This window comes from Exiguobacterium mexicanum (assembly GCF_005960665.1).
In the GTDB taxonomy this organism is placed as follows: domain Bacteria; phylum Bacillota; class Bacilli; order Exiguobacteriales; family Exiguobacteriaceae; genus Exiguobacterium; species Exiguobacterium mexicanum_A.
Window position 1 is genome coordinate 879,635 of sequence record NZ_CP040676.1, and the last position, 26,467, is coordinate 906,101.

A 26,467-nucleotide genomic window follows, 5' to 3' on the forward strand; every position below is an offset into this window, starting at 1 on the left:
TTGAAATTTCCCGAGAAACGCTTATACTGATAAAAGTGTGAAGACAGAAACTTTACGACTGACAAGACAGGAAAGAGGGGTTTCCATGTTTAAGAAAAAAGGGATCACGCTCAGTCCGTCGCTTTATTTTGTGACGGCACTCAGTTATATGGCACTCGGCTTATTCAGTACGCTCATCATCGGCTTGATCATGAAGACGGCGGGTGGGCAATTGCTCGAAACGAGTCTGTCCGGTTTCGGGTCGACGCTCATCGAGATTGGTGATGTGGCCATCGGCTTGACCGGTCCGGCCATCGGGGTTGCAATCGCCTATGCGCTTCAAGCACCGCCGCTCATCTTGTTCTCGGCGCTCGTCGTCGGGGCGTTCGGTTACGAGTTCGGGCCAGCCGGCAGTTATGTGGCGACGTTGCTCGCTGTCGAGGTATCCAAACTCGTCTCGAAATCGACGAAACTTGATATTTTGGTCACACCGTTCACGACCATTGGCGTCGGTTATTTGGCTGCAACGTATATCGGTAAGTATGTCGGCTTGTTCATGACACAGCTCGGGACGTGGATCGAGTGGGGCACGGAACAACAGCCTTTGTTCATGGGCGTCGTCGTCGCGACACTGATGGGACTCGCGCTCACGGCACCGATCTCGAGTGCGGCCATCGCGCTCATGCTCGGCTTGAGTGGCATCGCGGCAGGCGCGGCGACGGTTGGCTGCGCCGCCCAGATGGTTGGCTTTGCAATCACGAGTTATCGGGACAATGGCATCGGCGGTGCAATCGCCCAAGGGATTGGTACTTCGATGCTTCAAGTCGGCAATATCGTGAAGAATCCTTGGATCTTGTTGCCGCCGACGATAGCGGGGGCGGTGCTCGCCCCGATCGCGATTCTGTTGTTCGAGCTCGAGAGCGTCGCGGCTGGTGCCGGGATGGGGACGAGCGGACTCGTCGGTCCGATTGTCATGCTCGAGACGATGGGCTTCAGTTGGCACATGTTCATCGTCGTCTTCGGCTTTTTGATTGTCGGTCCGGCAGTGCTCAGTTATGCGGTCTATCAAGTGTTGGTCCGGATCAATCGGATTCGGCCGAACGATATGAAAATCGAATATTGAGCGACACGAAAGAGAGCGTCCCGGCGAATAAGCGGGACGCTCTCTTTCGTTCACCAACCGAAAAGAGTTCGGACGGTCTCGACGGTTTCACGAGGGACGCGGAAGCTCGCCAAGAATAAGACGAGCAAGACGACATAGACGGGGAGTAAAAACCGTTTTCGAATGATGGGCAGCCTGCGCACAAGACGCTTGCCGACCCGTTCGAGTATGTAAATCACGGCGAACCCGACGACGAGCCATACTAAAATCTCGCCTCGCGTCTTGTCCGTATCGATGAACAAGTAGCCGTAGCGCAGAATCGCCAGCATGCCGATGACGCCGACGAGTTGCTCGAGCGGATGTTTCATTTCTGGATTCAACTGTTCACGTGTCCATTTTGTCATGACTTCACCTTTTTCACGTAGTCTTCGCTCCCGATGATCATAAAACATGAAAGCGGAATGTGACAACGGACTTATGCTATCATGAATGGGGAAAAAAGAACAGGAGTGGTGAACATGAAACAATTGACAACGATGAACGAGTATACAGAAGCAAAACAAGGGAAGAGCATCTTGATGTTTTCAGCGACGTGGTGCGGTGATTGCCGTTTCCTCGATCCGTTCATGCCAGACATCGAAGCGAAGTTCGAGGATTGGACGTTTTACTACGTCGATCGTGACGACTGGATGGAGCTCGCACAAGAGCTCGACATTTTTGGGATTCCGAGCTTTGTCGCCTTCAACGGCGGACAAGAAGTCGACCGCTATGTCGGACGCGAACGGAAGACTCCTGAGCAAGTCGAAGCCTTCCTTCATGGGTTAGGGTGAGCTAGATGGAACGGAATGAATTACGTCGCCATCTCGAACGCCGGTTTACGGAAGGGTACCGGACCTCGTATGACCGTGAGAACGAGGTGTTGCGCATCGAGCGGTCCACGGACCGGTTCGGCGTCAACATCCGTCTCGCCCCGCTCGTAGCGAAAGCGAAAGTTCGGGGAGAGGTCGCCATTGAAGAGGTCGTCGACTACATCGAGACAGCGCTCTCGGCCGACGATGCGGTCACACTCGCTGGCAATGAAGTCAACATTTATCCCGTCATCCGTTCGGCCTCGTTCTCGACGGAGACGAAGCGTGGGGAAGCACTCGCGATGACGCCACATACAGCTGAGACGGCTGTCTTTTATGCACTCGATTTGGGCAACGGCTATCGCTTGATCGAAGAGCGGCATTTGGACGGGATGCCTTTGACGCGTCTTGACGAATTGGCACGGGACAACGTCAAGAAGTTGCCGACCGATTTAAAAGAAGATACCGTGGCCGGGAATACGTTCTATTTTCTGGCTGCTCGGGACGGGTATGAAGCGTCACGGATTTTAAATGATGAGTTTTTGCGGGTCATGGAGCGCCGTATCGAAGGCGATATGCTCGTCGGGGTACCGCACCAGGACGTGATGATCATCGCGGACATCCGCAACGATCAAGGTTATGATGCGATGCAACAGCTCATGTTCGACTTTTTCACGAATGGGCGGATTCCGGTGACGGCTCTTTCTTTCCATTATGAGGACGGCGTTCTCGAACCAATTTTCATTGTCGGAAAAAAGAACCCACCAACGGACGCATAATCTGCTAAACTAGTTGTGTCTAGTTTGAAAGAAGGGGCGTTTTTACGTATGCAAATCAATGCTTTTTATAACCGTGAAGGAATCGGCGATGTCCTCATGGTCTTGTTAAGAGAAGGCGATCGCCACCACCAAGTCGTTGAACGGAAAGATGATGTCGCCATCGTCAAATCGACGACGGGAAAAGTCAATGGCTATAACATCTTCAATGCCAGTAATTATTTTGACGTCAGCGACTGGCACGGGCCGGTCGAGTTGACGGCCGAGTTGATTGAGACGCTCGGCGTCATCTTGCGTAAACAAAATATCGAAGCCGAGCTTTCGGGCGTGGACTTCACCCCAAAATTTGTCGTTGGCTACGTCAAAGAAGCTGAGAAGCACCCGGATGCGGACAAATTGTCGATCTGTCAAGTTGAGACCGATCAAGGTGATGTCCAGATTGTCTGCGGCGCACCGAACGTCGCGGCCGGCCAAAAAGTCGTCGTCGCGAAACCGGGAGCGGTCATGCCGTCTGGTTTAATCATTCGTCCATCGAAGTTACGAGGTGAAAGTTCACATGGGATGATTTGTTCAGCGCGAGAATTGAACTTACCTGATGCACCGCAAGAAAAAGGGATTCTCGTATTGGATGACGAATATGAAGTAGGGAAAGCATTTGAAATCGGTCGCTAAATTCGACCGATTTTTTGCTAAATAGGATTGAGTGAAAAAGCGAGGAATCAAGTATGGATGCATATGAACGTTCATTAAAACAACAAGCAGACCGAATTCGACGCGAACTATCCCAGGAAGGGAAGAAAGGTGCGCCTGCACCGAAGCCCGGGCCGAAGAATGAATTTGTACCGTCGGATGTGCCATCTCCGATTTATGGATACGCCCGACCGAAACCAAAAATCATTCTGCCGACTGAACATTCTCCGGAGACGCGTGACGATTCAGCGATCCGCCAAGCAAAGCGAGTGGCCGTCCCGGTAGAGGAAGTGTCAGAAGCGGTGCCGCCAAGCGTAGAGGCTGAGCCTAAGAACGAACCGGTAATTAATTCCGTAGATGAACCGGTGGTGGAGTCAGTAGACGAATCCGTGATGGAATCAGTGGATGAAGCTGTAGTTGATTCAGTAGACAAATCCGTGCCAATCGTCGATGATGCGCCGACGTCACAGCCTGACCTCGATGTCACAGCGGACGAATCGCCATCAGCGGAGACGCTTGAGGAAATGGTGTCCGAGCACGCGGATACGCCAAGCGAAGAGACGATTATTTCCACGGAAACGATCGAGGAAAGCCCGCTCCTCTCTGAAGACGAGACAGCTGAACAAGATACTAAACCGCTCCTCGGGGAAGTCTCGATTGTAGAGAGCGGGTTCGCCTCTGTGTTCATGGGTTCGACCGATTTGAAATCATCGAAGATTGCCGTCCGGGAAGAAAAGCAAGACGTGACCGAAGAGGACGTTTCGCTCGATGTGCCGGTTGAGACGGGGGCCCCGGTTGTCGAAGATGTTGCGAAAACATTACAGACTGATGAACCGATTGAAGTGTCTGACGAAGAAGAGTTGACGCCTGCGATGAGCGTCTCGTATAAAGCGGAAGGCCCTCCGCTCAATGTCATGATGACACCGCAAGACCGGATGGCGATGTATAAGAGTCGTCGTTTGGCGAAAAAAAACAATAATCTGTAATAGCATGACTCCTGGAGTTTTGCTATAATGACAAAGGTTTGTCGCATTTTTTCAACAGACCGCAATGAATTAGGGGGGCTATTTACAGATGAACCGTTATCACTTCGTCGGAATTAAAGGAACGGGCATGAGTCCTTTAGCTCAAATTTTAAATGACATGAACAATGAGGTCCGAGGTTCGGACGTTGACAAAGCATTTTTTACTGAAGAAGCATTGAATCGCAAAGGAATTGAAATCCTTCCGTTTGATCCTGAAAATATTACCGAAGGGCAAATCGTCGTACAGGGCAACGCCTTCGCTGACGATCACCCTGAAGTCGTTCGAGCGCGCGAGCTCGGATTGACGATATACAAATACTATGAGTTTCTCGGCGAATTGGCCGACCACTACACGAGTGTCGCCATTACGGGATCTCATGGTAAGACATCGACGACAGGTCTGTTGGCTCACGTCATGCGCGGCATCGAGCCGACGTCGTTCTTGATTGGCGATGGCACAGGAGAAGGGGTCGAAGACTCGAAGAATTTTGTCTTCGAAGCATGTGAGTACAAGCGTCACTTCTTATACTATCGTCCAGACTACGCTATCATGACGAACATCGACTTCGATCACTCGGATTATTTCTCGGGTCTCGATGACGTCATCGATGCGTTCCAAGAAATGGCGAAGCAAGTGAAAAAAGGCATCATCGCTTGTGGCGATGATGAGAACCTGCAACACATTCAAGCAAACGTGCCAATCGTCTATTACGGTTTCGGTGCCCATAACGACTTCCGTGCCGAGAACGTGAACTCGACGGACAACGGAACAACGTTTGACGTTTACTTGCGTGACGACTTCTATGGGACGTTCCGCATTCCGGGATATGGCAACCACAGCGTCTTGAATGCCCTTGCCGTCATCGCGACGTGTGACTATGAGAACTTACCGAAAGAATTGGTTAAAGACCGCCTCGAGACGTTTAACGGCGTGAAACGTCGTTTCAGCGAATCGACGCTCGGAAACCAAGTGTTAGTGGATGATTATGCCCACCATCCACGGGAAATCAGCGCGACAGTCGAAGCGGCACGTAAAAAATACGCCGGCCGTGAAGTTGTAGCCATCTTCCAACCACACACGTATACACGCCTGAAATCATTCATGGATGATTTTGCTTCGGCATTAGCCGAAGCGGACGTGGTGTACTTGTGTGACATCTTCGGTTCGGCTCGCGAACAAGAAGGTACTGTCACGATCGAAGACTTGCAATCGCGTATCGAAGGCGCGAACGTCTTGAAGCGGGGCGGGGTCAGTGTCTTAAGTCAACATAAAGACGCGGTTCTCCTGTTCATGGGAGCCGGAGACATTCAAACGTACCAACGTGAATACGAGAATCACGTCCAACTCGAAGCGTGAATCGAGAGCGAATGGCTGATGCCGTTCGCTTTTTTTGTGTTTAACATCAAGTCAAGACGGTAATAGTATTAGCGACTGAATTTGGAAAAGGAGATGTTAAGGATGGCAAGCCAAGGCGCATTGAGTACATTGAACAAAGAGGTGGCCAACTATGGCCTCTTATTCGTCAAACTGCATAACTACCACTGGTACATTAGCGGACCTCACTTCTTCACGTACCATGAAAAGTTGGAGGAACTGTATAACCTCGTCGCTGAACTGTACGATGACGTGGCGGAGCGGCTCTTGATGAATGACGGCGAACCCTATGCGACGATGAAAGAATATCTCGAACATTCGACGTTGCAAGAAGGGGATCGCCATGCGGATACCGATCAAATGATCAAGGACGTGATCAGTGACTTCAAACAGATCCGTCAAGAGATGCAAGACGCGATGGAAAACTTCGAAGACGGGGACGAAGCAATCGAAGACACGTTCGTCTCTCATATCGAGCGACTCGAGAAAGAGATTTGGATGATGTCGGCAGCGCTCGGCAAAAAGACGAAGCTGTAATGAAAACAAGCGTGCCGCAATCGGCACGCCTGTTTTTTATTTTAGATTTTCTGGATTGAGTGGTAAGAGCGAGTCGACGACAAAGCGTCCGTCCTTGCGAATCAATACGTCATCGAACCAAATCTCGCCGCCGCCATAATCAGGTCGTTGTATGTTGACGAGATCCCAGTGGATTGAAGAGTCGTTCCCGTTATAGGCGTCGTCATACGCCTGGCCTGGTGTGAAGTGGAAGCTGCCGTCGATTTTCTCATCGAACAAGATATCTTTCATCGGGTGTTGGATGTACGGGTTGACGCCGATGGCGAATTCGCCGACGTAGCGTGCGCCTTCATCCGTATTGAACACGTCATTGATTCGGTCGGTGTCGTTCGCGGTTGCGTTGACAATTTTTCCGTCTTGGAACGTCAACGACACGTTCTCGAAGGTGAAGCCATGATATGGAGATGGCGTGTTATACGTGATGACGCCATTAATCGAGTCTTTGACCGGCGCTGTGAACACTTCACCGTCCGGGATGTTCATCTGACCCGAACACTTGATGGCCGGGATGTCTTTGATTGAAAAGCTGAGGTCCGTTCCTGGCCCTTTGATCATGACACGGTCGGTCTCGTTCATGAGCGTGACGAGGGCGTCCATAGCCCGGTCCATCTTGCGGTAATCGAGCGTACAGACGTTGAAATAGAAGTCCTCAAACGCCTCGGTCGATTTGCCGGCGAGTTGCGCCATCGATGGGGACGGATAACGCAGCACGACCCATCTCGTTCCTTTGACGCGGTCCTCGGTATGCATTTTACCGATGGTGGCCCCGACGAGTTTTTGTTGCTCGGCCGGAACGTCTGATAACTCGTTAATGTTGTCACCGGCCCGAAGTCCGATATAGGCGTCCATAGCCTGCATTTGTTTGCGCTCGATGTCGGCCATGAGCTCAAGTTGCTCTCGGCTTGCTCCGCTGTAGAGCTTACGCAAAATACGGCTCTCTTTCAACAAGACGAACGGATGCCCCCCGGCTTCGTACGCCTTCTCGACAAGCGCTTCGACGAGCGACTCCTCGACACCAAAATTTTCGATTAGAACGCGTTCCCCTGGCTTCAATTCGACCGAATAATTGATCAATCCGTCGGCGAGTTGCGTGATTCTTGGATCTCTCATACGTCCACTCCTTTAACTTTTTTTAATTTATTTCTATTTTAGTGTAATCGAAAACATAAAAACGGGTAAAGGAATAATCAGACCGGATGGCGAAAACGGTTGTGACAAATCTTTTCAGTCATAATGGTGCTATAATGAAAACACCACATTATCGAACAGGAGGAATGGATGCATGGAAATCACATTAGGAGGCATTGCAGGGCTCATCGCGGCACTCGCATTTGTCGTACTCGTATTTTTCTTGGCACGTGTCTTGTCGAACGTCAATCGGACACTCGGCAGCGTCGCCAACACGACTGAAAACTTAGAACGTCAATTAGACGGAATCACAATGGAAGTGACGGCGCTCTTACATAAGACGAACCGTCTTGTAGATAACGTCGAAGAGAAAACAGAATTGCTCGCACCAGTGGCTCACGCGCTTGATGAGCTCGGCACGTCGCTCAACGAAGTGACGGAGTCGGTACGGACGGTTTCTTCTTCTGTTCACGTGGCAGCAGACGAAAATAAAGAACAGATCGCCCAAGCGGTACGATGGGGATCTGTCGCTGTAGAATTATTTAAGAAAAATAAAACAGAGACCTCTTCTGACGAACGACCATCACGTCGTCGCGGACGTCGAGACCGGAAACAAGAACAAGAACCGACAACGGTCTCACCAGGGGTGATTGCGACAGACGATACAATCAAATCATAACCATCACAAGGAGGAAGTAACGATGACATACGACAAGAACAAAACATATAACAACGAACAACAACCGAGCGGTGGATTTTTGGCAGGCGTCGTTCTTGGCGGCGTAATCGGCGCGGCCGTGGCACTCCTCACATCACCGAAGAGCGGTCGTGAAGTGCGTACGTATTTAGACGAGAAGACGGCGACGTCGCGTGAGCGATTGACGGTCAAATCGAAAGAAGTACGTGAGAAAGCAGAGCCGGTCGTTGGTGAATGGATCAAAGTGGCGAGCGATAAAGCAGCGCCTGTCTTGAACCTCGTCAAAGACAAGGCCCGTGAAGCAGCCGAATTGAAGCAACAAGTCGACGAAGACGAGTTGTCAATCGAAGAAGCGATGGAGAAAGCCGATCAACTCGTAGCCGAGGCAGAAGCTGAAGTGAAAGAACAACTCGACCGCGCTTCAGAAGATCAGTCGAGCGAAACAAAAAAATCGAACGACTCAAACGATTCATCGAAAGCAGACGCTAAAACGGATGCCTCATCTGATAAACCGAAGTCATCAGAAAGCAAGCCGAACGCGAACAAAGCAAACACAAACAAATCGGCAGCGAACAAACAAGAAGCATCAAGCAGCCGTGATCAGTCAGAAGACTATGAATCGGATTTCGAAGCCCCTGTAAAAGACTTGCTCGACGATGAGTCGAAACAAGAATTAAAGGACTTGAAAAACGATCTTAAAAACGGCAACAAGTAATGCATCGAGCGTCCGGACCATCCGGACGCTTTTTTTGTTGATTTTGTGTCGCTAGCCCATTTCCCTATGACAAAGCGGTTAAAGTTCGATATAATTAGGTTTCTGGAAAGAACGGCTTAGAAATGAGAGGGTATTTATGAGTCCACAAGATCAATTGAATCGTTTACGTCGCGAGATGGATGAGTTGAATCGTGAGATGCTCGACTTGCTCAGCCGCCGCGGCACGCTCGCTGTCGAAATCGGTAAAGTGAAACGTCTGCAAGGCGTCGAACGGTACGACCCGGTCCGCGAACGAGAAATGTTAGACTTTATTGCGGCATCGAATCCTGGTCCTTTCGAGACGGCTCGCTTGCAGCACTTGTTCAAAGAAATGTTCAAAGCCTCGGCCGAGCTTCAAGGAGAAGACCGGGATAAGACGTTGCTCGTCTCGCGAAAGCGTCAAGCCGAAGATACGATTGTCACGCTCGACGATGTCACGATTGGTAACGGACGTCCGCAATTGATTGCGGGACCGTGTGCGGTTGAATCATTCGAACAAGTGAATGCTGTCGCTGAAAAGTTAGCGTTGTCTGGTGTCAAAATCTTGCGCGGCGGGGCGTATAAGCCTCGAACCTCCCCATATGATTTCCAAGGACTTGGGTTTGATGGATTGCAGCTGTTGAAACAAGCAGCGGATCGCCACGACTTACGGGTCATCTCGGAGATCATGACACCAGGTGCGGTCGAGTCGGCACTCCCTTATGTAGACATCATCCAAGTCGGCGCGCGTAACATGCAAAACTTCGATTTGTTGAAAGAAGTCGGGAAGACCTCAAAACCGGTCTTGTTGAAACGCGGTCTCGCGGCGACAATCGAGGAGTTCATCTATGCGGCGGAGTACATCATGGCGAGCGGGAATAGCCAAGTCATCTTGTGCGAACGCGGGATTCGGACGTATGAGCGGGCGACACGCAACACGCTCGATATTACGGCGGTACCGATTTTGAAGCAAGAGACGCATTTACCGGTCATGGTCGATGTCACCCATTCGACGGGACGACGTGATTTGTTACTACCGGCGGCCAAGGCGGCGCTTGCGGTCGGAGCCGATGGCGTCATGGTCGAAGTGCACCCGAATCCGGCGATTGCCTTGTCGGATGCCCAGCAACAACTCGATTTCGACCAATTCGATCAATTCGTGGACGGGCTTACGGCCCAGTTCCCTCAACTTGATTTGGTGAAAAAGTAAGCTTTCCAATTGGAAACGTTTTATATAGCGTGAAGACAGGGTAAAATGATGACAGATACCTGTCTTCCTTTTTTGACACGTTTTTTGAAAATCGTTTGAAAATCATTGCTTGTAGGAGGAGTTTTAATGAATAGTAATAATGTAACCATCTATGATGTCGCACGAGAAGCCGGGGTGTCGATGGCAACCGTCTCACGCGTCGTCAACGGAAACCCGAACGTCAAACCGACGACCCGTAAGAAAGTTCAGGACGCCATCGACCGTCTTGGTTATCGTCCGAACGCCGTCGCCCGCGGACTCGCCAGCAAGAAGACGACGACGGTCGGCGTCATCGTCCCTGATATCTCGAACATCTTTTTCGCAGACCTCGCGCGTGGGATTGAAGACGTGGCGACGATGTACAAGTACAACATCATTCTCGGAAACTCGGACTCGAACGGTGACAAAGAGATCCATTTGTTGAACACGTTGCTCGGCAAACAAGTCGACGGCATCATCTTCATGGGTGGACGTCTGCATGAAGATCTCGTCAACGAGTTCAAGAAGTCGCCGGTGCCAATCGTCCTTGCGGCGACGCTCAACCAAGGATATGACCTTCCGGCGGTCAACATCGATTACGAGCAGGCAGCGTACGATGCGACCGAAATGTTGATCGGCCACGGCCACAAACAAGTTGGCTTCATCACAGGACCACTCGAGCAACAAATCAATGGCGAGAAGAAATTCTCTGGTTACCGCCGTGCCCTTGACGACGCCGGACTCCCGTTCCGTGAGAGTGACGTCGTCCTCGGGAATTACACGTACGCATCAGGCCTTGAGGCGATGCAGAAGATGCTCGAACGTGACGATTGCCCGAAAGCGATTTTCGCCGGTACGGATGAGATGGCACTCGGTGTCATTCACGCGATTCAAGACGCCGGTTTCTCGGTCCCGAACGATTTTGAAGTCGTCGGCCATGATAACACGCGTCTCGCGACGATGATTCGTCCGAAATTGACGACGGTCGTCCAACCGATGTATGACATCGGTGCCGTTGCCATGCGTCTCTTGACGAAAATCTTGAACGCTGAAGAAATCGAAGAGAAAAACGTCGTCTTGCCGCACCGCATCGAACGTCGCGATTCTGTACGTCAAGACTGAATAAAAATCCCCTCGCCAGTCGGAGTCACTCCGCGGACGAGGGGATTTTTTTAGACATATAATGATTTGCGATCGTTCGAGATGAACGGCCAAAAGGCGCGTTTCGACACTTCCCAATTCTTCTCCTCGATTTGTTGCTTTCGTGGAATGTGTTGGAACGTGTACGTGTGGTCATCCCACCGCGTCGGCAACGTTTGATCGGCTTTGGTCTGCCATTGTTCAATCCATTCGACCGGAATGTCACCACGATACGGCGCCTCACGCGTCAGGCCGGCCCATACTTGGGACCAGGCGCGCGGCACCGTCCGATACCAGTCATACCCGCCGCCGCCAAGGGCGACGAGGCGACCTTCCGTGTACTCATCGGCGAGTCGAGAGGCGATTTGTGGAATCTGTTCGAACGTCCGAATCGTCGAGGCGAGGTGTGTCAGCGGGTCGAACGCATGGGCGTCGGCGCCGTTCTGTGTCAGGATGATATCCGGTTTGAACCACTCGCACGCTTCCCGGAACACGGTCTCGTAACAGCGCAGGAAAGAATCATCTTGGGTAAATGCATCGACCGGGACGTTCCAACTGTATCCATAGCCGTTCCCGTTACCACGCTCCGTGACCGATCCTGTCCCAGGAAACAAGTAGCGGCCGGTCTCATGGATGGATAAGGTCATCACATCCGCATCGTCATAAAACAGCCACTGGACGCCGTCACCGTGGTGGGCATCGGTATCGACGTACAAGACACGCGACCCGTACGTCTGACGGACGTGAGCGATGGCGACGGCCGCATCGTTATAGACACAAAAACCTGACGCTTTTCGTCTCATCCCGTGATGCAGACCGCCCCCGACGTGAAACGCACGCTCGACTTTTCCGCTCGCGACCAAGTCAAGGGCGTGCATCGTCCCCCCGACGAGCCGGGCCGCCCCTTCATGGATGGTTGGGAAAATCGGAGTGTCTTCAGTACCGAGCCCAAATTTGTTCGCTTTCAACGTCGACAGCTCACCTGAAGCGGCCGCTTGGACCGCCTCGATGTAATCGAGGTCGTGCACGAGCGCGAGCGACTCGACCGATGCGAGGGGAGGAGCGATACACTCGGAGGCCTGAAGCTTGCCTGAGGCGATGAGGAGAGACGTCGTCAGCTCCAGGCGAATCGGATTGAACGGATGATCTTCGTGAAAGCGGTACGAGTTCTCGTTCTCGCCGAATATGTAGGCCGGTCTCATGGGGACATCTCCGGACCGAGCACGTCGAAGCCCTCACGCTTCAACCGTTCGATGATGCGGAGCGGATTCATCGTCTGCACGCGGAACGAGATGATCCGTTTATATGGGTCGGCCGTCGGGTGGACGAACACGTTTATGATATTCACGTTCGTCTTGGCGAGGAGCCGCGTCACTTTTTCAAGCGTGCCGGTCGTATTCTCGACTAAGATTTCAATTTGTGAACTCGGCTCGAGTGCACCGGTCAATTGGACGAAATAACGCAATAAATCTGTCTCGGTCAACACGCCGACGAGCTTTCCTTGTTCGACGATTGGAAGACACGTCAAACGATATTCATAAAACAAGGCGGCCGCGTCTTCGAAAAAATCGTACGGGTGCGCCGTCGTCACATCTTGACGCATGATGCTCGAGACGGGGTTTTTAAAGTCAGCGCTCTCGCTTTCCGGGTGGAACACACTCGTCGCACCGCTCATCTCGAACTGGCCGACGATTCCGACGACTTGACGGGCCGGATTTGTGACGATGAGATGGCGTACTTTGTGGTCGCGCATGAGCTTGGCCGCATGGGCAATCGTATTGGTCGGTTGAATCGTCACGACATGACGATTCATCATTTGTTCAATCAGCATCCAGATCCCTCCTCAGTCATACATGAACCGGCGTCGCAGCCGGAGTGAATCGAAGTGGTCAATCGTCTCTTGCCGGACGTTCTTGCCAATCCGTGCCATGAGACAGTTGGCCGGGTGCGAAGCGATCTCCGGGTCGTCGGTCGGGAAGAAGACGAGCCCGCCGTGGTTCATCATCTTCTCCATCACTTTCCGATAGTCCCAAATGGAGAGTCCGCTTCCTTTTAGATCCCAGTGCCAATAATATTCCGTCGTCAAAATCAGGAAGTCGTCCATATGTGGATCCATCATCGACACTTCGAGCAGCTGTTTGCCGATCCGTTGACCGCGGAAGCGCGGACTCACTTCGATGGCGCCGAGCTCGAGAATGTAAGGGTCGTTCCCTTCGCTCCAACGCTCATACGGGTCTGGATATAAATACGTCACGTAGCCGATGACGAGATCGTCGACGCGGGCCACGATAATGCGACCTTCTTTCAAGTCAGCGATTTCAGCGAGGGCCTTATGTTGGTCCTCTGGTTCACGAAATGCGGTCAATCCCTCATCGAGGCGATACGTCGCCAGTACATCGCTTTCGATGGGTCCATCGATGATTACGGCTCCGAGTGAGGTTTCCCACACCTTTGAATGATATTGTTTTTCCATGGAGTCACCACCTTTTCCATCTTCTATTATAGCGCTTTCATTCCACTTCTTTCACGCTCTTTTGGAGATTTTGGAAATTCATTGATTTGTCACAATGTTAACACTATACTGAAGGTGGTTATACCATTCATTACAGGGGAGGCGAATCTTTAGCGATGGAAAAATTGAAAGCGTTATCAGGGGAACATCAATTGGCGTCGTATGAAGAGGCTTGTCAGTCGTTCGAGTGGACTCAAGCAGAAGCACTATTTTCTTGGAATTTGACGGGGAACGTCAACATGGCGTACGAAGCGATCGACCGTCACGCCGAAGGTGAACTGGCCACAAAACTGGCATTGCTCTATTTCGATGGGGAACGAGAAGAGCGCTATACGTATGAAGATATGAAACGAGAAAGCAATCGGTCCGGAAACGTTCTGAAATCGGTTGGAGTGGAGAAAGGCGACCGCGTCTTCATCTTCATGCCGCGGAGTCCAGAACTTTATTTTATTTTGCTAGGCACACTTAAATTGGGCGCCATCGTCGGTCCGTTGTTCGAGGCGTTCATGGAACAAGCCGTTCACGACCGTCTGCTCGACTCGGAAGCGAAAGTCATCGTGACGACCGAGGCGCTCTTGCCGCGCATCCCGGTCGATCAGCTCCCACACTTGGAGACGATTTTGATCGTCGGCGACGGGGTAGAAGAAGCCGGAAAAATCATCGACTATCGCAAATTGGCGGCTGAAGCTTCGACTGACCTCGACATCACATGGGTCGACCGTGAGGACGGCATGATCTTGCATTATACGTCAGGGTCGACCGGGAAGCCGAAAGGCGTCCTGCATGTCCATAACGCCATGGTGCAGCACTTGATGACCGGGAAATGGGTGCTCGACTTGCAACCGGATGATATTTACTGGTGCACGGCCGACCCAGGCTGGGTGACGGGCACGAGCTACGGGATTTTCGCACCGTTCCTGAACGGGGCGACGAATGTGATCGTCGGGGGACGATTCAATCCGGAGTTCTGGTATTCGGTCATCGAACGGTTCGGGGTCACCGTCTGGTACAGCGCGCCGACGGCGTTCCGGATGCTCATGGGTGCCGGCGAAGAAGCGTTCGAGAAATATGATCTATCATCTCTCCGCCATATCCTCTCGGTCGGTGAACCGCTCAACCCGGAAGTCATTCGTTGGGGGAACGAATCGTTCGGGTTACGGATTCATGATACGTGGTGGATGACAGAGACGGGTGCGATGATGATTTGTAACTATCCGACGATGGATATCAAACCGGGTTCGATGGGGAAAGCCATCCCGGGTTGTGAAGCGGCCATCTTAGACGACCGTGGTCAACCGCTCCCGCCACATCGGATGGGCAACTTGGCACTCAAGACGCCATGGCCGTCGATGATGCGGAAGATTTGGAAGAACGACGCCAAGTATGAGAGCTATTTCTGGGGCGATTGGTACGTCTCAGGCGATTCGGCCTATATGGACGAGGATGGTTACTTCTGGTTCCAAGGCCGCGTCGATGACGTCATCATGACGGCAGGCGAACGGGTCGGTCCGTTCGAAGTCGAGAGTCGTCTCGTCGAGCACCCGGCAGTTGCCGAGGCCGGTGTCATCGGGAAACCAGATCCGGTCCGTGGAGAGATTATCAAGGCGTTCATCGCGCTCCGTAAAGGCTATGAGCCGTCAGACGAGCTGAAGACGGAGATTCAAAAGTTCGTCAAAGAAGGGCTCGCGGCCCATGCGGCCCCGCGTGAAATTGAATTCAAAGACAAGCTGCCGAAAACACGAAGCGGGAAGATCATGCGTCGCGTCTTGAAAGCTTGGGAATTGAACCTTGAGACAGGAGACTTATCGACAATGGAAGATTGAACGACAAAAGGTCGACACGCGATGTGTCGACCTTTCTTGTCGGTTTAGGCGCCGTCTGCAGCTTCGGCGTCTTCTTTCTTCTTATCTTCCTCAGCCTTTTTCTCAGCCTCGGCTTTCTTTTTAGCTTCTTCTTCAGCTTTCTTCTTGTCGGCTTCAGCTTTTTTCTTCGCTTCCGCTTCAGCTTTCGCTTTAGCCTCAGCATCTGCCTTTTCTTTCGCAGCAGCGTCAGCTTCTTGTTTTTCTTCAGCCTCTTGTTTCTTCTCTTCAGCTTCTTCTTTCTTCTTCGCCTCTTCTTCGGCTTTCTTCTTGGCTTCCTCTTCCTTCTTCTTCTCTTCGACTTTCTTCTTCTCAGAGAATGAGCCAGAATCTTTGAAGTCAGCGGCAGAAACGCTAGAAGGTTGGTTGAAGCGTGCATTTGTAAATGTTTCTGGCTTGTCAGCGTACACTCGGTTCGCAATCTGCGACCAGATGCGTTGTGTCCGTTGGTAATAAGGACCGTACGGATACTTGTCTGTCATCTCGAGAGTTTGATTATCGTAACCAGACCAGACGGCTAGTGTGACGTCTGGTGTTGAGCCGACGATATAAGAATCACGTTTCTTTTGAGTTGTCCCGGTTTTACCCATCCAATCACCTGGGGCGTTCAAAAGTGACTTCGCGTACGTCGCTGTTCCGGACGTATAGACGTCACGCAACATGTCGACAACAAGGTAAGCGGTACGGTCGGAATAGATGCGTTTTTTCTCCGGTTGCGCTTCGAAGATAGTTTCTCCCTGGAAGTCAATTTTGTCTACGAAATATGGGTTTACGTGTTCACCATAATTGGCTAGCATCGCGTAAGTTGAAGCCAAGTTAACTGGACTGACCTCGCCTACACCTAGCGCCATCGACGAGGCCTTACGGTTCGCTTCCGACACTTCGATCCCCATGTCTACAAGATGTTGTGTATCTTCAAACATCTGATTTCGCTCCTCGTAGATTTTGACGGCGGGAACGTTCAACGATAGTTTGAGTGCATCTCGGACAGTGACGGGGCCGCGATACGTTTTTCCTTCATTGTTGACCGGATCTTTTCGGTTACTATAATCAAACTTGTAGAAATACTCTTCGTCAATAATCGTTGTCGCCGGTGTAATCATCCCAGCCTCGATTGCACTTGCATAGACAAGAATCGGTTTTGCTGTCGATCCAATTTGGCGTTTCATCTGTGTGGCATGGTTGTACTCTTCAGTTTTACCGTTAATGTAACGACCACCGACGAATCCTAGGACGCGACCGGTCTTGTTTTCAAGCATGACGCCGGCTGTTTGTTCTGGATAGCTTTTCCCATCCACATTTTGATTTGGGCCAAAGTTATTTGCGTTTTTGGCTGGTTGTTGCATGGCTTCATGAACTTCTTTATCGAGCGTCAAGTGGATTTTATATCCGCCTTGTCGGAGTGCATTGTGAGCGCGCTTTCCATAACTAGAACGGATTTCTTTCTGTTCACTCGGTTCGAGGTCGTTCAAATTAATTCCATCTTCTTTGAGAAGGTGTGCGGTCACAATCGCTAGCGCTTCACGTTCGGCTAAATCGACGACATACGGATAGCGATCACGCGGCTTCGATTGTGTCTTCATGAAGTCTTTCGTGATGTCGTAGTTGTACGCAGCGTCGTAATCTTCTTTCGTGATCTTTCCGGCGACGTACATCCGGTTGAGTACCGTTTTCATCCGGTTGATGGCCGGTGACACGTCCTCTTTAATGACACCGCCTTGATAATACGGTGTATATAGGAACGGGTTTTTCGGGATCCCGGCGAGGAAAGCGGCTTGTGGCAACGTCAACTTCTCAGCCGATGTATTGAAGACACCGCGAGCGGCTGCTTCAATCCCTGAGATGTTGCGTCCCATCGAGTTTCGTCCGAATGAGACGACGTTCAAGTACGCGTTCAAGATCTCATCTTTGTTCATTGCTTTCTCGAGGCGAAGGGCGAGTAAAATTTCTTTCGCTTTTCGTTCGAACGACACTTCGTTCGTCAGCATTTGGTTTTTGATGAGCTGTTGTGTGAGCGTAGAACCGCCGGTCCGGTCTTCCGATCCGGTCGCTTCCTGTAAGATGGCACGGAGCGTCGCTTTCGGCACGACACCATCGTGTTCGTAAAACTCGACGTCCTCTGTGGCGAGTAACGCGTCGACGACGAACGGAGAGACTTTCTCGACGGCGACGGGAACGCGGACTTCATCCGTCGTATAGTTCCCGATCCGTTCACCGCTTCCAAAATAAATGTCAGAAGTCGATGAGTAGGTGTTGATTTGCGACGTCATCGTCTTATATGCGGGTGCCGGCATATCCTTGACGAGGGAAGCGAAATAACCCGCTCCGATCCCGGCGCCTAAAAATCCAATGAGAACGACCGATATAATCGTTAGGAGCAGTACGTTCCACGATACATCGTAAAATACATTGGCATAACGGCGGGCTTTCAAGGACTTTGGTTGGTTCCATGTGTCTCGAATCTTTTGCAGCATGACAGCCTCCTTAATATGGTGTAAAACTATTTTTGACAGTAATATATACGATTATAGCACAAGTCCTTCCTGACCTTACCCCGAATCGACTACCGGATGCAAGTTTCCATATTCTCGGTTGACAATTTGGAAATGGAACTTATAAAATGTAAAGCATAGTCCATAAACAAAGATGCTACGAAGAAAGCGAAGTAGTCGACTGACCGCTTGTCCAGAAAGCTAGTGGGTGCTGTGAACTAGCCAATGTCAGCCGATGAATTACACTTTTGGAGCGTGCCGTTCGGCCGGGTCGAGACCGTTATCTCTCGCTACAAGTGGCCACAGCTGTGGCAATTAGGGTGGTACCGCGGAATCTCCGTCCCTTCTCAATATGAGAAGGGGCGTTTTTTATGTCAATTGAAGGAGTGGAACAGATGGAATTATTGAAGGATTTAGAATTTCGAGGTCTCGTCAACCAAATGACGGACGAAGCAGGATTGAAAGAACAGCTGAACAAACCGACGACGCTTTACACCGGGTTCGACCCGACGGCGGACTCGCTCCACATCGGGCACTTGTTGCCGATTTTAACACTCAAACGTTTCCAAGAGGCGGGGCACCATGTCATCGCGCTCGTCGGTGGGGCGACCGGCATGATCGGTGACCCGTCAGGACGTTCGGACGAGCGATCGCTCAACACGCTCGACACGGTCAAACAATTCTCGGATCGAATCAAAGATCAATTGAGCCGCTTCTTGCCGCTTGAAGGGGAGAACCCGATCTCAATCCGCAACAACTACGAGTGGACGGAAGAGTTGTCGATCATCGACTTCTTGCGCGACATCGGCAAACACTTCCCAATCAGTTACATGCTCGCCAAAGACTCGGTCGACTCGCGTTTGGAGAACGGGATCTCGTACACGGAATTCTCGTACATGCTCTTGCAATCGTTCGACTTCTTGAAGTTGTACGAAAATGAGAACTGCCGTCTTCAAGTTGGGGGCAGCGACCAGTGGGGCAACATCACGGCCGGTCTCGAACTGATTCGTCGCTTTGGTCACTCGGAGAAGGCGTTCGGTTTGACGGTACCGCTCGTGACGAAGTCGGATGGACAAAAATTCGGTAAGACGGCCGGTGGTGCGGTCTGGCTCGACGCCGATAAGACGACACCTTACGAGTTCTACCAGTTCTGGATCAACGTCGACGACGCCGACGTCATCAAGTTCATCAAATACTTCACATTCTTGTCGCATGACGACATCTTGGCGCTTGAAAGCGAAGTGGCGTCTGCACCGGAAAAACGTGTCGCCCAACGTCGCCTCGCCGAAGAGATGACGAAACTCGTCCACGGTGAAGCAGGTCTCGAGCAAGCGCTCCGCATCACGGCGGCATTCTTCAGCGGTGATTTGAAGACGCTCAAGCCAGAAGATATGGATGCTGCATTCAAAGGCATGCCTCAGTTCGAACTTGACGGCGAACGTAACCTCGTCGATCTTCTCGTCGAAGCGAAGATTGCGCCATCAAAACGTCAAGCCCGCGAAGACGTTCAAAACGGGGCGATCTACTTGAACGGGGAGCGCGAACAAGCGCTCGATAAGACGGTGACACGTGCCGATACACTTGGTGAGTTCACGGTCATCCGCCGAGGCAAGAAAAAATACTTCGTGATCCGTCACGTCTGATGCATTCGTCCATGTCCCAAATGTTGCGGACATGGACGTTTTTTTATATCTCAAATTGGTTTCGGTCTGATACGATGGCAAGTATAGACGATAAGGAGGCTTTCCTATGGAAATTGAAGAGTTTTTTGGCGAACAGTTCCACCAATGGCGGGAGCGGTTCCGCTACTATGAGATGGCGATCACCGAGCTTGAGAGCGACCTCGGCATCATCGACCTCGATTGGCAGACGCGGCTCGGTTACTCTCCGATCGAACATGTGAAGACGAGGATGAAGACGTTGCCGTCAATTATAAAGAAGATGAACCAAAAAGGGCTCCCACTTGAAGTGGAAGCACTTTGGGACAATATTTACGACGTCGCCGGAGTCCGGATCGTCACGAGTTTCCGCGATGACATCTACGCTATCCTCGACCATTTGAAGAAGCGGGATGATTTACAAATCGATGAGATCAAAGACTACATCAAAGATCCAAAGCCGAGCGGTTATCGGAGCCTGCATCTCATCGTCCGGACGAAAGTCTATTTGGCGGAATGCGTCATTTGGGTGCCGGCTGAGATTCAAATCCGCACGCTCGCCATGGACTTTTGGGCGGCGACGGAGCATAAGCTTCATTATAAATACCAGCACGTCGTCCCGGAGGCGTCGAAACTCGAGTTGATGGAAGCGGCCAAGATGGCGGACGCGCTCGATACGCAGATGGGCCGGATTCGTGAACAAATATTAAAGTAAAAAAAAATCCCCTTTCCTGCCGAGGCAGGGAAGGGGATAAAAGCATTAACGTGAGTAGTACTCAACGATGAGTTGCTCTTTGATTTGGTCGTTCAATTCAGCACGCTCAGGAAGACGTACGAATGTACCTTCGAGCTTCTCAGCGTCGAATGTTACGTAGTCTTTTGTAGCTGGTGCTACTTCGAGAGCTTCAGCGATCGCTTTGAAGTTTTTAGACTTCTCGCGGACTGAGATGACTTGACCTGGTTTTACACGGTAAGACGCGATGTCTACACGTGAACCGTCAACTTGGATGTGACCGTGGTTGACGAGTTGGCGCGCTCCACGACGTGTGCGAGCGAGACCCATACGGTAAACGAGGTTGTCAAGGCGTGACTCGAGCAAGAACATGAAGTTCTCACCGTGGATACCTTGCATTTTCCCTGCATCGTTGAAGATGCGACGGAATTGCTTCTCGTTGATTCCGTACATGTGACGGAGTGCTTGCTTCGCTTGAAGCTGAAGACCGTATTCAGAGATTTTACGACGACCATTTCCGTGTTGACCTGGTGCGTAAGGACGTTTTGCTAATTCTTTACCCGTTTCGCTAAGCGAGATGCCTAAGCGACGCGAGAGTTTCCAAGCTGGACCTGTGTAACGAGCCATGTTTGGACTCCTCCTTGTTGTTCATGTATTTTGCACAAAAGAACAACGGTGTCAAAGACTGGTGACGCCCCTTTCATAGGTTCAAGCACCTTCACTTGATAGCGAAGCTACGAGATGCTCCTCCGACTCAGTCGAGGCCCGAAAGGTGGATACGTCTGTCAATGACTGCTATCGTCATTTCATGCACAAAAATCAGTATACGACGAAATAATTCGCTTGTCAATCAGATGAAGCGAAGTAATGTCTGACAGAATTGCTCCAACCCTTGACGGTCGACATCCGAGAAGCGGTCGAACTCAGGGCTGTCGATATCGAGCACGCCGATGGTCTTACCGTCACGGACGAGCGGGACGACGATTTCCGAGTTCGAAGCCGCGTCACAAGCGATATGGCCCGGGAATTGATGAACGTCTGCGATGAGTTGTGTCTCTTGCGTCGAGGCGGCTGTCCCGCAGACTCCTTTGCCGAACGCGATATGGACGCAAGCCGGCAGACCTTGGAACGGTCCGAGGATAAGGGCGTCTTCGCCTTCTGTTAAATAGAAGCCGACCCAGTTGATCCGGTCGAGGAATTGGTTGAGCAACGCGCTCGCGTTTGAAAGGTTCGCGACACGGTTTGTCTCGCCTTCAAGTAGCGCGGCGAGTTGTTTGTTTAGTAGGTCGTAACCGGCGGCCAAGTCGCCAGAGTAAGTAGTCGTTTGGAACATGGGATTCCCTCCTAATGAATGAAAGCAAGATTGATTAGCATTATGGTACACGCATTTTTTTATTTTGTCTTCTTAAAAGATTCATGTGAAAAATAACATTCTCTCCCTAAACCGTTGGAAAACCTATGCAAATCATTGGTTCTATAATATGATTAGTATTATCTATACTCATAAAATACTTCATTTATTCATTCAGATACATAAGTCCACGAAAGCGGCTTGGAGGTTGTGACAGAGATGGATTACGGAATCTATGGAATTTTAATTGGAATCATTGTCATCGCATTAGGGGCGATGCTGGGAAGCATGCTCGTGCGAAGGAATTTTTACCAGAAAATTGATGATTTAGACATGCGCAAACAAAGCGTGCTCAGCGCCAGCGTCCCGGCCGAACTGCAGAAGTTCAAACAGTGGCCGATGGAGGGCGAGACGAAAGAAAAGTTCGAGCGTTGGCATCAGTCATGGGACGAACTCGTCAGTGTACATACCGGGCAAATCGATGAGGCGCTCTATCATGCCGAAGAAGATTTGGACAAATATCGCTTCCTCAAAGTCAAATCGGATTTGAATGCGACGGAACAGTTGATTCAAGAGCTCGAGTCGATGGTACACGCCATGCTCGACGAGATGGATGAGTTTAATCAGCATCATTCGTCGCTCCTCGATATCGTCAAAAAAGACGAGAAAGAGCTGTACCAATTCCGGAAGACACTCGTCGCGCAAAACAGTGCGTTCGGCCCGACGTATGAACTCGTCGAATCTGAGATTGCGGCAGCGGAAGCAAAACGGACCGAGATGATCACGTTGAAGCAAGAAGGCCAAGTATCGGATGCGTACGTTGCCGGCCAAGTCTTGTCTGAGAAAGTGACGAAGATTCGTGAACTCGTCAGTGTCATCCCTCAGTTCGTCCGCACGGTGCAGGTTGACTTGAAACAACAGCTCAACCAGTTGCGTTCGGGGCATAAAGAGATGCAAATGGACGGCTACGCGCTCGAACCGCTCGGTTTAATGGAAGAAATCGAGCAGGCGGAAGATCGCCGATCGGCTCTTATGGACCGCATCGAACAGCTCGACTTCGATCATTTCGAGATGGACATGCAACAGCTCAGTTCGGACATCGACCAGTTGTTCGAAGCGTTCCGAACCGAAGTCGACGCGCGCCAATACGTGAAGAAAGAATTCGCGAGTGTGAAAGACCGTGACCGCCAGACGAGCGAAGTCATGGCGCGACTCCATCAAGAGATGACTCGACTCGTCAGCAACTATGAGATCAACGCTCGAGTCGGTGAAGAATTTGAACAGCTTGAACGTGAGCGGGCGACGCTCACGGCGAACGTGCTCGATATCGAACAGGCGCTCGTCGCCCAGATGATCCCGTTCAGCATGATCAAGTCGAAAGTGCAAGAAGCAAAACGGTCGCTCGACCAGTTTAGTGCCATGCATGAACGCTTCATCGAGAATACGAACTCGCTCCGTAAAGAAGAGCTCGAGGTTCGTAACAAGCTCGAGTCTTGGAAGAAAGAATTGTCGGCCCATCGCCGACTCCTTACGAAGAGCGCCATGCCGGTCGTCCCGACGGATTTGACGAGCGATATGCGCCAATTGCAAAAAGGCGTTCAATCGTTGGACGAACAGTTCGAGAAGGCGCCGTTCAATATGACGTATATCGTCGGACTCAGCCACGACGTCGAAGAGACGATGGACAACTTCCGCGACCGGGTCAAAGCGCTCTTACGCCAAGTCACGTACGCCGAGCAGCTGCTGCAATATGCGAACCGCTATCGCCGGCGTGACAACGAGGTCCATATCGCCTTGACGCTCGCCGAGAACAAGTTTTTACACGGAGAGTACGGCACGGCCGTCGAAATCGGTGAACGCGTCCTCGGGCGCTTCGATGAAGGCGCGGCCCGCGAGATTCGTCAGCGTGTCGAAAAAGGTTTGGAGCAACAAGAGCTATTACGAAAATAATGATGCATGAAGATTGACGTAAACGGGAATTAACGTAGACGTCAATCTTTTTTGAATCGAGGAGGAATTTTGTGATGGGAACGCTATGGGTAAACGGAAAGATCTATACGATGAATAAAGAGCATGAACAGGCTCGCGCCATGTATGTCGAGCACGGTCGCATTCTGAAGCTAGGTGAGGAAGGCCACCTTCGTCGTACATACGCCGGAAGGATCAAACAGATTGTGAACCTTGAAGGGAAGAGCGTTTATCCGGCGTTCACCGACTCGCACATCCATTTGATCGGATACGGGGAAGCGCTCGACCGTATCGATGCGACCGAGACGACGGATTTGCAAGCTCTGCTCGAGTCGATGAAACAAAAGGACGGCAGTGACAGAAGTGACGATTGGCTCGTCGCGGAAGGGTTCAATGACCGTCTGCTCGGAGAGATGCCGACGCGTGAGATGATTGATGCCGTCATCCCAGATCGGCCCGTCGTCTTGAAGCGGGTCTGTCGCCACGTCGCCGTCGTCAACTCGAAAGGATTGGAACGACTTGGCTTGATTCACCATACCGTCATCGAAGGCGGAAAGCTCGGACGCGACGCGGAAGGAAAACTGAACGGGGTGCTATACGATGCGGCGCTCGATTTGCTCCATAAAGAACTGGGGGGGAATCGCGAGAAAAATGTCGCCTCACTCCACCGGGCCATCGACTCGCTTTTCGCCCACGGGATTGTCGGCGCCCATACGGAAGACCTGTTCTATCATGGCGACCCGCTCGAGACGATTCAAGCGTATGAGGACGTGTTAGCAGATCTCCCGTTCCACGCCCATCTGCTCGTCCATGAACAAGTCGTCGATCAATTAATCCGTCACGATGCGCTCGCGAAACGACCACGTTTCGATTTCGGGGCGATGAAACTGTTCGTCGACGGGTCGTTCGGGGGACGGACGGCACTCTTATCGGAACCGTATACGGACGAACCGGGTCAGCGCGGAATCGAGGTCCATCGTCCAGACCATCTCGAGGCGCTCGTCAAAAAGGCGCGGTCGTATGGTATGAACGTGGCAGCTCACGTCATCGGGGATGCCGCCGCCGAACAGTTCATCACATTGCTCGAGAAGTATCCGGCCAAGCGCGGGACGCGGGACCGAATCATCCATGCCTCGCTCTTGAACGATGCATTGTTGAAACGGATCCAGGCGCTGCCGGTATTGATTGATGCGCAGCCGATCTTCTTGTCGGACGACATGAACTTGTTGTTCGACCGGCTCGGAAACGACCGGGTCGATAACGCCTACCGCTTCAAATCGATGCTCGACACGGGAGCGCTCGTCCTCGGGGGCAGTGACGCCCCGATTTCTTCGGTCGATGTGCGAAAAGGCCTGTATGGTGCCGTCACCCGTCAATCGTTCGAGGAGTCGGGCGCGCTCAATCCGACGGAACGCCTGTCGATGTATGAAGCGCTCCGTAGCTTCACGTATGCCCCGCGTGTCGCCACAGGCACGCACGGACGTGACGGCTTGTTGATTCAAAGTTATAACGCCACGTTCACGGTGTGGGAAGAAGACTTCTTCGAACTTCGCGGGCGCGACATCCTCGACAACCGACTCGTCATGACGGTCGTCGAAGGGTCGCCGGTGTATGAGGCCGACGTCGTCAACGCATAATAAAAAGGCTAGCCGTCTAAGTAAAATGGACGGCTAGCCATTTGTCGTTTAGAAGAATGAGCGTTGTACTTTGTGCCAGAACGAGTTGTTTTTCAACTTGACCGTTTTGACGACTTGGTCAGAGAGCTCGATATCGATTCGGTCGGTATATTTGAGGCTGAGCGCCTCGTTATCCATCCCGATGATCGGATAGTCGTTCCCGTCTTCGACGATGCGAAGCGACAGTTTGCGTGAATCATGGACGATGAACGAGGAACCGAGTGTACGGTAACGGTTATTGTTCACCGAAGCGATTTCGCTCACTTGCATGCATGGGATGAGCGGGTCGACGATCGCGCCGTCGAGTGATTTATTATAAGCCGTCGAGCCGGTCGGCGTCGAGACGACCATCCCGTCGCCGCGGAACGTCTCGAAGTGAAGATCGTCGATGTATACCTCAATGGCGAGTGATTTGATGATACTCGATTTGATCGAAGCTTCGTTCAAACAAAGCATCGGTGTCGATTCATTGATTGAAGCCGATAAGAGCGGATATTTACGTACCTCGAGCCCGGCTTCGATCCGAGCAGAGTTATCTGAGAATAAACGATCGACTTCGTCGAGCTTATGTATGTCGAAGTCGCAATAAAACTCATTCAATCCGCGTCCGAACCCGACGTAGATGGCGTCTTGACGGAAGCCTGTATAACGGACGGCCTGTAAGAACGCGCCATCTCCCCCGATGGCGACGATGATGTTGGCGTCTTCCGGACGATTCACGACGTTGAAGCCATGCTTCTCACCGATCTCGATTAGTTTCTTTACCTCTTTAGTAAAGTCGTTGACGTTACGATGGTACAAATAAACGTTGTTTCTCATCCATGTCATCCCCTTTGTCAATTGAGTCTCTTTCATTATACAGCGTTTTAGACGCTCGATATAGGGAAAATCACAATCAGACCGTCTGAGGCAGGAAGTTTG

25 protein-coding genes and 1 other annotated feature are annotated in these 26,467 nt (G+C 51.5%); of the genes, 16 read left to right on the forward strand and 9 right to left on the reverse strand.

The features are described from left to right. Positions 1 to 85: 85 nt before the first annotated feature. Positions 86 to 1,102 carry a PTS sugar transporter subunit IIC gene (locus FED52_RS04950; RefSeq protein WP_138859165.1) on the forward strand — a complete coding sequence of 339 codons (1,017 nt, stop codon included), beginning with the start codon at positions 86 to 88 and terminating at the stop codon, positions 1,100 to 1,102. Positions 1,103 to 1,152: 50 nt separating this feature from the next. Here the strand turns inward: FED52_RS04950 and FED52_RS04955 are convergent, their stop codons facing one another. After that, positions 1,153 to 1,485, reverse strand: a complete 333-nt coding sequence (locus FED52_RS04955; RefSeq protein WP_138859166.1) for a hypothetical protein — start codon at positions 1,483 to 1,485, stop codon at positions 1,153 to 1,155. A gap of 114 nt (positions 1,486 to 1,599) precedes the next feature. Between FED52_RS04955 and FED52_RS04960 the strand changes: the two genes are divergently transcribed. From FED52_RS04960 to FED52_RS04985, 6 genes are all read left to right on the forward strand, one after another. Beyond that, on the forward strand, positions 1,600 to 1,911 hold the full coding sequence (locus FED52_RS04960) for a thioredoxin family protein (protein ID WP_034778277.1): 312 nt from the start codon (positions 1,600 to 1,602) through the stop codon (positions 1,909 to 1,911). Between the two features lie 5 nt (positions 1,912 to 1,916). Then, positions 1,917 to 2,708 carry a DUF1444 family protein gene (locus tag FED52_RS04965; RefSeq protein ID WP_138859167.1) on the forward strand — a complete coding sequence of 264 codons (792 nt, stop codon included), beginning with the start codon at positions 1,917 to 1,919 and terminating at the stop codon, positions 2,706 to 2,708. Positions 2,709 to 2,756: 48 nt separating this feature from the next. Next, positions 2,757 to 3,377: a YtpR family tRNA-binding protein gene (ytpR, locus tag FED52_RS04970; protein WP_138859168.1), complete on the forward strand. Its 621-nt coding sequence runs from the start codon at positions 2,757 to 2,759 to the stop codon at positions 3,375 to 3,377. A gap of 53 nt (positions 3,378 to 3,430) precedes the next feature. Continuing rightward, positions 3,431 to 4,381: a hypothetical protein gene (locus tag FED52_RS04975; RefSeq protein WP_138859169.1), complete on the forward strand. Its 951-nt coding sequence runs from the start codon at positions 3,431 to 3,433 to the stop codon at positions 4,379 to 4,381. A gap of 88 nt (positions 4,382 to 4,469) precedes the next feature. Next, positions 4,470 to 5,777, forward strand: a complete 1,308-nt coding sequence (gene murC, locus FED52_RS04980; RefSeq protein ID WP_138859170.1) for a UDP-N-acetylmuramate--L-alanine ligase — start codon at positions 4,470 to 4,472, stop codon at positions 5,775 to 5,777. A 102-nt stretch (positions 5,778 to 5,879) separates the two neighbouring features. Next, on the forward strand, positions 5,880 to 6,332 hold the full coding sequence (locus FED52_RS04985) for a Dps family protein (protein WP_034778268.1): 453 nt from the start codon (positions 5,880 to 5,882) through the stop codon (positions 6,330 to 6,332). Between the two features lie 36 nt (positions 6,333 to 6,368). On the opposite strand, the gene FED52_RS04990 is transcribed toward FED52_RS04985, so the two are convergent. Further along, positions 6,369 to 7,481 (reverse strand): aminopeptidase, encoded by a 1,113-nt coding sequence (locus FED52_RS04990; RefSeq protein WP_138859171.1) that lies wholly within the window; start codon positions 7,479 to 7,481, stop codon positions 6,369 to 6,371. 172 nt (positions 7,482 to 7,653) lie between these two features. On the opposite strand from FED52_RS04990, the gene FED52_RS04995 reads away from it, so the two are divergent. From FED52_RS04995 to ccpA, 4 genes are all read left to right on the forward strand, one after another. Then, positions 7,654 to 8,178, forward strand: coding sequence for a DUF948 domain-containing protein (locus FED52_RS04995; protein ID WP_138859172.1), 525 nt, complete (start codon positions 7,654 to 7,656; stop codon positions 8,176 to 8,178). Positions 8,179 to 8,200: 22 nt separating this feature from the next. After that, entirely contained in the window at positions 8,201 to 8,911 is a 711-nt protein-coding gene (locus FED52_RS05000; protein ID WP_034778265.1) for a YtxH domain-containing protein, read from the forward strand. Between the two features lie 136 nt (positions 8,912 to 9,047). Next, a complete protein-coding gene (locus FED52_RS05005) occupies positions 9,048 to 10,139 on the forward strand; it encodes a bifunctional 3-deoxy-7-phosphoheptulonate synthase/chorismate mutase (RefSeq protein WP_034778264.1) in 1,092 nt (363 codons plus the stop codon). Between the two features lie 126 nt (positions 10,140 to 10,265). Next, positions 10,266 to 11,279, forward strand: a complete 1,014-nt coding sequence (ccpA, locus tag FED52_RS05010) for a catabolite control protein A (protein WP_138859173.1) — start codon at positions 10,266 to 10,268, stop codon at positions 11,277 to 11,279. A gap of 50 nt (positions 11,280 to 11,329) precedes the next feature. On the opposite strand, the gene FED52_RS05015 is transcribed toward ccpA, so the two are convergent. Genes FED52_RS05015 through FED52_RS05025 form a run of 3 tightly spaced genes read right to left on the reverse strand, consistent with a single transcriptional unit; the run spans position 11,330 to position 13,770 of the window. Further along, entirely contained in the window at positions 11,330 to 12,499 is a 1,170-nt protein-coding gene (locus FED52_RS05015) for an acetoin utilization protein AcuC (RefSeq protein ID WP_138859174.1), read from the reverse strand. Next, positions 12,496 to 13,128 carry an acetoin utilization AcuB family protein gene (locus tag FED52_RS05020; protein ID WP_138859175.1) on the reverse strand — a complete coding sequence of 211 codons (633 nt, stop codon included), beginning with the start codon at positions 13,126 to 13,128 and terminating at the stop codon, positions 12,496 to 12,498. The genes FED52_RS05015 and FED52_RS05020 overlap by 4 nt, the downstream gene beginning before the upstream one ends. Before the next feature lie 12 nt (positions 13,129 to 13,140). Then, entirely contained in the window at positions 13,141 to 13,770 is a 630-nt protein-coding gene (locus FED52_RS05025; RefSeq protein WP_138859176.1) for a GNAT family N-acetyltransferase, read from the reverse strand. A gap of 155 nt (positions 13,771 to 13,925) precedes the next feature. Between FED52_RS05025 and acsA the strand changes: the two genes are divergently transcribed. Next, a complete protein-coding gene (gene acsA, locus FED52_RS05030) occupies positions 13,926 to 15,632 on the forward strand; it encodes an acetate--CoA ligase (protein ID WP_034778256.1) in 1,707 nt (568 codons plus the stop codon). A 44-nt stretch (positions 15,633 to 15,676) separates the two neighbouring features. Here the strand turns inward: acsA and FED52_RS05035 are convergent, their stop codons facing one another. Next, complete coding sequence (locus FED52_RS05035; protein WP_138859177.1) at positions 15,677 to 18,142, reverse strand: transglycosylase domain-containing protein; 2,466 nt, start codon at positions 18,140 to 18,142, stop codon at positions 15,677 to 15,679. Positions 18,143 to 18,310: 168 nt separating this feature from the next. Then, positions 18,311 to 18,508: a binding site (T-box leader), on the forward strand. A gap of 47 nt (positions 18,509 to 18,555) precedes the next feature. Here FED52_RS05035 and tyrS point away from each other — a divergent pair. Then, complete coding sequence (tyrS, locus tag FED52_RS05040; RefSeq protein WP_138859178.1) at positions 18,556 to 19,803, forward strand: tyrosine--tRNA ligase; 1,248 nt, start codon at positions 18,556 to 18,558, stop codon at positions 19,801 to 19,803. A 106-nt stretch (positions 19,804 to 19,909) separates the two neighbouring features. After that, positions 19,910 to 20,533, forward strand: coding sequence for a GTP pyrophosphokinase (locus FED52_RS05045; protein ID WP_138859179.1), 624 nt, complete (start codon positions 19,910 to 19,912; stop codon positions 20,531 to 20,533). 45 nt (positions 20,534 to 20,578) lie between these two features. Here the strand turns inward: FED52_RS05045 and rpsD are convergent, their stop codons facing one another. Next, positions 20,579 to 21,178 (reverse strand): 30S ribosomal protein S4, encoded by a 600-nt coding sequence (gene rpsD / locus FED52_RS05050; protein ID WP_029595169.1) that lies wholly within the window; start codon positions 21,176 to 21,178, stop codon positions 20,579 to 20,581. A gap of 223 nt (positions 21,179 to 21,401) precedes the next feature. Further along, entirely contained in the window at positions 21,402 to 21,884 is a 483-nt protein-coding gene (locus FED52_RS05055) for a GAF domain-containing protein (protein ID WP_138859180.1), read from the reverse strand. Positions 21,885 to 22,121: 237 nt separating this feature from the next. Between FED52_RS05055 and ezrA the strand changes: the two genes are divergently transcribed. Together ezrA and FED52_RS05065 are read left to right on the forward strand one after the other, a co-directional pair. Further along, positions 22,122 to 23,852, forward strand: a complete 1,731-nt coding sequence (ezrA, locus tag FED52_RS05060) for a septation ring formation regulator EzrA (protein WP_138859181.1) — start codon at positions 22,122 to 22,124, stop codon at positions 23,850 to 23,852. A gap of 74 nt (positions 23,853 to 23,926) precedes the next feature. Beyond that, positions 23,927 to 25,507 carry an amidohydrolase gene (locus tag FED52_RS05065; protein ID WP_138859182.1) on the forward strand — a complete coding sequence of 527 codons (1,581 nt, stop codon included), beginning with the start codon at positions 23,927 to 23,929 and terminating at the stop codon, positions 25,505 to 25,507. Between the two features lie 48 nt (positions 25,508 to 25,555). Here FED52_RS05065 and FED52_RS05070 read toward each other — a convergent pair whose 3' ends face one another. Further along, the gene (locus tag FED52_RS05070; RefSeq protein ID WP_034778250.1) at positions 25,556 to 26,374 is read right to left on the reverse strand and encodes an NAD kinase; all 819 of its coding nucleotides are present in this window, start codon (positions 26,372 to 26,374) and stop codon (positions 25,556 to 25,558) included. Positions 26,375 to 26,467 lie beyond the last annotated feature (93 nt).